5 protein-coding genes are annotated in these 6,487 nt (G+C 73.2%); 2 read left to right on the forward strand and 3 right to left on the reverse strand.

Annotated elements, in window-relative coordinates:
- The first annotated feature begins 690 nt into the window (after window positions 1–690).
- Complete coding sequence (locus tag ACFVSN_RS44850) at window positions 691–3,747, forward strand: AAA family ATPase (protein ID WP_387603804.1); 3,057 nt, start codon at window positions 691–693, stop codon at window positions 3,745–3,747.
- Between the two features lie 132 nt (window positions 3,748–3,879).
- Here ACFVSN_RS44850 and ACFVSN_RS44855 read toward each other — a convergent pair whose 3' ends face one another.
- Both ACFVSN_RS44855 and ACFVSN_RS44860 read right to left on the reverse strand, forming a co-directional pair.
- A complete protein-coding gene (locus tag ACFVSN_RS44855) occupies window positions 3,880–4,299 on the reverse strand; it encodes a thiol-disulfide oxidoreductase DCC family protein (RefSeq protein ID WP_387603807.1) in 420 nt (139 codons plus the stop codon).
- A complete protein-coding gene (locus tag ACFVSN_RS44860) occupies window positions 4,296–4,712 on the reverse strand; it encodes a hypothetical protein (RefSeq protein WP_387603810.1) in 417 nt (138 codons plus the stop codon). The genes ACFVSN_RS44855 and ACFVSN_RS44860 overlap by 4 nt, the downstream gene beginning before the upstream one ends.
- Before the next feature lie 267 nt (window positions 4,713–4,979).
- On the opposite strand from ACFVSN_RS44860, the gene ACFVSN_RS44865 reads away from it, so the two are divergent.
- Window positions 4,980–5,474: a hypothetical protein gene (locus ACFVSN_RS44865; protein ID WP_387603813.1), complete on the forward strand. Its 495-nt coding sequence runs from the start codon at window positions 4,980–4,982 to the stop codon at window positions 5,472–5,474.
- A gap of 26 nt (window positions 5,475–5,500) precedes the next feature.
- On the opposite strand, the gene ACFVSN_RS44870 is transcribed toward ACFVSN_RS44865, so the two are convergent.
- Window positions 5,501–5,968 (reverse strand): SRPBCC family protein, encoded by a 468-nt coding sequence (locus ACFVSN_RS44870; protein ID WP_380448929.1) that lies wholly within the window; start codon window positions 5,966–5,968, stop codon window positions 5,501–5,503.
- Between the last annotated feature and the right edge of the window lie 519 nt (window positions 5,969–6,487).

Below are 6,487 nucleotides of genomic sequence, written 5' to 3' on the forward strand. Positions count from 1 at the left end.
CGGCGGGCCTGCTCGGCCCAGAAGCCCAGGCGGTCCTCGGAGGCCTGCGCGTACGCGGCCGCGGTGACGTTGGCCGCTGCGGCGAGCTCTGCCGGAGGAGCGAAACGACGCTCCTCCTTGAGCAGGTTGGCCAGGCTCTCGTTGCTCAACGACTTTCTCCTCTTGCTTCTTCATTGCGTCTTCCGGCGTCCTCCGGCTCCTGCCGGATCGGACGTCGCCGGGGGTGGGTCCGTGGCGGTGGTCCCGTGGCGGTGGTGCGGGGGACGGAGGCGGGTCCGGCCGGCCCGTACGCGACACGCTCGGCACGCGGGCTCCCAGCGCCCGAACGGGCACTGACGGCGAACCACCCGGCCGCACCACGCTAGAGCCGCACCGCCCACCGGAACATGACGGGCGGTACCGAAAGGTCGGGCGGACGCGCCCCGCGCCGCGGGAGCCGCCCGGCCGACGGCGCCGGCGGGGTGCCGATGGGGTGCTGACAGGACGTTGACAAGACGTTGACGCGCACGGGTGAGAATCGACCCATGAGCGGCCCGGTCCGGTCGTGGTGGCGCGAGGTCCGCGTGGCCGCGTCCTCCGCCGCTCCGGTTCCACAGCGTCACCCTGCTCCTCCGCGGCCCTCCCGGCCTCGGAGGACGGCGGCGCTCCGCAGACGGACAGCCCTGGTGTGACATGGCGACAAGCCCAACAGTGATCGATCTCGGTGACGCGGCAGCGCCGCACGTGCCGGACGTGCCGCTCACGCTGCCCGTCCTGCCCGTCCTGCCCGTCCTGCCCGTCCTGCGCGGCCGCGCGCGCGAGTCGGAGGTGCTCCGGCACCTGCTCGCCGCCGGGGGAGCCGGCTGCGTCTCCGTCCTGCTCGGCGGAGCCTGGGGCAGCGGGAAGACGGAACTGCTGCGGGAGGCACTGGCCGGCGTCCGTGAGGACCCGGACGTCCTCGTGCTGTCGGCGGCGCTCGATCCGCTCGAACGCGAGCTCCCGTTCGGCATGGTCCGCCGGTTCTTCGACCACCTGACGCCGTGGGCCGAACCGGCACCGGCCGCGCTCTGGGCGTCCGCCCCCGAATCGGTGGCGCTCGACGACCTGTACCGGCGGTTGGTCCGGGCGACGGACGGCAGGCGCCTGGTGCTGGCCGTCGACGACCTCCAGCGGGCCGACGCCCGTTCGCTGCGCTGGCTGCGCTACGTGCTCCGGCGTGGTGCCGAGCTGCCCCTGGTCCTCCTCGCCACGCTCGGGGAGGAGGGGACGCACGCGAACACGGACGTCCTCGCCGACGTCGTGCCGCTGTTCCGGCACCGGATGACGCTGGGCGGCCTCGCCGAGGACGCGGTCGAGGCGCTGGCCGAGGACGTCCTCGGCAGGCACCCGGGCCGGGCCGTGACCACGGCCTGCCGGGAGGCCACCGGCGGCAACCCGCTGCTGCTCCGCGCCCTGCTGCGCGGACTCCGGGCCGCTGACCCGCATCACACTGACGTGCAGTACACCGGCCCGCAGCACACCGACCCTCGGCGCACCGAAGAGGACCTGGCGGCACGGATCACCGAGTACGTCCCGACCGACGTGGGCCCGGCCGTGCTCGCGCGGATGGAGGCACTGGCGCCGCATGCCGCGACGGTGGCGACGGCCGCCGCCGTCCTCGGCGTGGGCCCGATCGGCGGCCCGAGCGCAGGCCCCAGCGCAGGCCCGAGCACAGGCCCCAGCGCAGATCTGAGTGTCGACCTGCTGGTCGAGGCCACCGGCCTCGCCGAACCGCAGCTGGCGGACGCCCTGCACGCACTGGTGCGGGCCGAGTACCTGACCCGCGCCGGGGAGGAAGGGACGGCCTTCGGCTGCGCGGCCCTCGCCGCGGCCGTGGCCTCCACGGTGCTGCCCAGCCGGCGGATGGCACTCCACCGCGGTGCCGCCCGCTTCCTGCGGGCGCGCGGTGCCTCGGCGCAGCGGATCGCCGTCCACCTCCTGCCCGGCCCCCGGGGCGAGGCGTGGGCACCGGAGGTCCTGGCCCGGGCCGCCGAAGGGGCGGCCGAGGAGGGCCGGACCGCAGCGGCCGCGGCGTACCTGCGGCGTGCGCTGCGGGAGGAGACCGGCGAGGAGTCACGGGCCGGGCTGCTGGCCTCGCTCGGCCGGCTGGAGCTCGCCTCCAGCGTTCCGGTGGCCGTCCGAAGCCTGGAGAGCAGTCTCCGGCTGTCCCAGGACCCGGTCGAGCGGACCGAGGTGGCGCGCAGACTGGCCGGCGCGATGCTGGCCGTGGACCGCTACCCGGAGGCGCTGGAGGTCCTCCGGCGCACCAGCGAACACATCCGGGAGGCGGACCCCGCCGACGCCCTGCGTCTGGAGATCGACCGCATCCACATCGCCCTGACCAACCTGGCCTCCGCCCCGGACGCCGTGGAGCGGCTGATGGAGCTGAACGTCCTCGATGCGCCGGACACCGGCGTCCGGCGGCCGCTGGCCGCGCTGCTGAGCCTGCGCGCGGCGATGGTCGGCCGGTGCCCGGAGGAGGTCGTGAGCCTCGCCGAACTGGCCCTGGGGGAGGGGGCGGACCCGCTGTCGGACGAGTCCTTCGTCTACTACGACGCCCTGGTCGCCTTGCGGGCGGCTGGCGAGACGGTGGCGGCGCTGGAGCACGCGGACGCCGCCGTGCGGCAGGCACGGGCCCGCGGCTCCGCGCTCGGTCGCCTCCAGGCGCTCAGCGTGCGCGCGAACCTGGCGGGACGGGTGGGGCGCCTCGCGGACAGCCAGGCGGACGCGGCCTCGGCACTGGAGGAACTGCGGGCGATCGACATCGGGCCGGCGCACAGCGTCGCCGTCTTCGCGACCGCGACGTCGATGGACTCGCTCATCCGGCGGGGAAGGCCGGAGGAAGCCGAGGATCTTCTCCGACGTGCCGGGCTCGCGGGTGAGTTGAACGCCAACTGGGTCAACGACCACGTCCTGATGGTCCGCGGCCGGCTGCGGGTCGCGCAGGGGCGGCTGGACGAGGGCCTCGCCGACTTCCTCCGGTGCGGTGAACGAGCACTCGCCCGCGGGATGTCCGGCCCCGGCTTCCACACATGGCGTTCCGAGGCGGCGCTGGTCCAGGCGGCGCTGCGGCGCGGCGAGGCGGCCCGGTCGCTGGCGGAGGAGGAGCTCGGACTGGCGCGGGCCTGGGGAGTGCCGGAGACGGTGGGCACCGCCCTGACCGCGCTGGGCGTGGTCCTCGGGGGCGTGGAAGGGCTGGAACTGCTGCGCGAGGCGGTCGGCCTCCTCGAAGACGCGCCCGCACGCCTGCGGTACGCCCAGGCGCTCGTCGACTGCGGCATCCTCGCCCGGAAGGCCGGGCGACTGCCCGAGGCCCGCACCTGCCTGCAACGGGCCGCCAGCGTCGCCGACGAGTGCGGAGCGGCCCCGCTCGTGGACCTGGCACTCGCGGAACTCCGCGCCGTCGGCGACCGTCCGCGCACCCGCACGTTCCACGGGGTGAACGCCCTCACCCCGACCGAGCGGCGCGTCGCGGACCTCGCCCTCCAGGGCATGACCAACAGGGGGATAGCCCAGCACCTCTTCGTCGGCCTGCGCACCGTGGAGGTCCACCTCACCAACGTCTACGGGAAGCTGGCCATCGACGGCCGAGCGGGACTGGCCACGGCCCTGGCGCCCCCGGCTCCGGCGGACCCAGTCCCAGCGGACCCGGTCTCGGCGCCTCTGGTCCCGGCGGCGGACCAACGCCCCGGCCCGCCGCCGATCCGGCCCGAGGCGTCCGGCACCTGACGCTTCTCCCGTCCGCCCGGCGGCCCGGATCACCTGGCGGACGGGAGGGGGAATCGTCGTTCCACGGTCGTCTCTTGGGCAGCCCTCGTGCGGCTGCCCTCTGTCCATACCGCCCCGGTCACGTCCCCGGCCCTAGCCGGGGACGTCACACTCTCCCGACGGACAGCTGCTCGCCGACACCTTGGTGACTGCCCGGATCCGGGCGGCCGCGAAGGCGGCGGCCCGGGCGAGCGGGAGACCGGCCGGTGTGGCGAGGCGCCGGGCGAGCGACCGGTGGTCGGCCAGCGCCCAGAGACAGGCGACGAAGGCGTGGTGGCCGCGCCACACCTCTCCGGTGTCGCCCACCACGGTGATCTCGCCGAGCGACGCGTCGTGGTCGAGCCCGGGGAAGAGCTCGTGGGCCTTGGCGGAGGCGGCCGCGACGAACTCCAGCGGGACGAGTTGCCGCTGCCCGCGCAGCCAGGCGGTGAGGCTGCGACAGAGCGGGCAGGCGGGATCGTGGAGCACGGTGAGCCACCGCACGGGCGGCGGTGCGTCCTGGCCGGCGGTCACGCCGGGCCCGGTGTGACGTGGCCCTGCGCCGCGACCGGCGGGCGCGACGGCGCCATCGGCTCGCGCTCCTGCGTGCCCCGGCGGCGGATCCGGCTCAGCACGTAGACGTTTCCGAGGTGCATCGCCCCGAGCACCAGCAGCACGGTGCCGAGCTTGTACGAGAGCGCGTTGAAGACGCCCTGGACGTTGCCCACCTGTTCGTCGCTGCGCATCCAGAGCGCGACGAACCCGAGGTTGATCAGGTAGAAGCCGACCACGAGCAGGTGGTTGACGGCGTCGGCGAGCCGGTCGTCCCCGGCGAAGACGTCCGCCAGGAAGATCCGGCCGTTCCGGCTGAGCGTGCGGGCCACCCAGATCGTCACACCGGTGGCGATCGGCAGATAGACGGCGTAGCTGACGACTGTGTAGTCCACGGGACTACTCCCCTCCGCGTTTCGAACGCGTTCAAAACCTTGTCGAGGAACACTGTAGCGCCACTTTGAACGTGTTCAATGCCGGCGGGGGGTGATCTTCGGACGCTTGTGACTGCCTGAATGAGCGGATCCGACGTGACGGTGGTCGGCGCCGGGCCGGCCGAGGCCTCGGGAGCGTGCGGCCGGAGAGCCGATCGGGCTGCTCCGGCCAACCGCCTCGCGGATATGGTGTGGCGGGTCCACCGAGGCCATGAACGGGAGGGGCTCATGACGGTCGGGCATCGGTGGCTGCTGGACGAGACTCCCTGGCCCGAGCCGGCCACGCTGGTCTACGGCGAGATGGTGGAACTGGCGACGCCGCACCCGCCCGTCCCGGATCTGGGCCGGCTCGGGCCGGAGACCGTGGGCAGCCGTGGTGTGATCGTCGGGTGTGCCATTGCGCAGGACGAGCGCGACGGCCGGGTCGGACCGCTCTACTCGGTGGAGACCGAGGACGGCAGCCCCTGGAGGCTGCGGCCGGAGTTCCTGGTCTCCCGGGGAGGACTTCATCCCGGCATGCCGCCCCGTTATCGCAGCGACCTGCCCGAGGGAACCCGCGTCCGAATCCGTATGGAGTCGGACACCCCGGGCGCGACGGCGGATGCTGTCGGGGAGGTCACCGGGATCTGGTGGACGACGTCCTTGGAGCCCCCGAAGGGCTACATCGTGCAGGTCGGCGAGTACTCCCACTACGTGACCCCGCAGCAGACCGAGGTCCTCTGACTCGGCGAGGACCTGCCCGCGGTCACCTATTCGGATCCAGTCGCCCAACGGGAAGGACGGAGTCGACGTTCGAGGTCGCGCAGGTCCTTGGCGATGGACGAGCGGACCTTGCGCGCCATGATCGGCGCGGCCAGGCGGTAGTAGCCTCCGGCGTCGCCCCGCACCCGGATCCGGGCGAGGGTGCCGCCGGGGTGCGGGGCGAAGCGATAGGTGACGTGCATCGGCATCGGACCGGCGACCGAGACCATGTCCAGCAGCCGCAGCGGCTCGTACTCCGCCACGCGCAGCACGTAGTCGATGCGCTTGCCGAGGAAGTGCGCCGTACGGGTGACCTCGGCACCGACACCGAACCCGCCCTCGTCTGCCTCACGGGTCAGCCGGGCCTCGCGGATGCCCTGGGTCCACTCGGCGTCGTGGCGCCAGTCCATCGCATAGCCGGCCACCACGTCGGGCGGCAGCGGGATCACCCGTTCGGCGGTCTCGTCAATCGTCATGGTGCTGATCGGGCCCTCTCCGGATCTCGGCGCACTCAGGCCTCACAACCAGGGTTGCGCCGACCGGCCGCCGGCGCTCGGTGGAAGGCGCTCGCCCCGGCCGGTACGGCGACCGGCGGACCGTGGCCGCCGTTTTGCCTCGGGAGTGGAGGCGGAGTAGTGTTCCCGAGTCGCTCGACAGGGAGCACCGGACACGCATCGGCGCGGACGGTCCCGGAGCGGCCAAATCCACGAAAGACACCACGTCCCGGTACGAAGCGGGTCGGGCTCGCCATGTGCGCGTTCGGCTCGGTGCGTATTCGGTGTGCGCGTTTATCGGGATTGCATTCAGACTTCGGCCGGATTCGCTTTGCGGAGCGGGGATCGGCTAGAGTTTGGAACGTCGGACGGGGCAACAGCGCCGAAAGACACCAGCGAATCGGACGAATGAAACTCCGGAAAACGGAGCGGAAAACATCTGATAAGCTGGAAACACGAAAGAACGAAGCGCCCGGAGGGCCCGCTGGAAGGCGGCTCGAA

Origin of the sequence: Kitasatospora sp. NPDC057904, assembly GCF_042887925.1 — a bacterium.
Lineage (GTDB): Bacteria > Actinomycetota > Actinomycetes > Streptomycetales > Streptomycetaceae > Kitasatospora.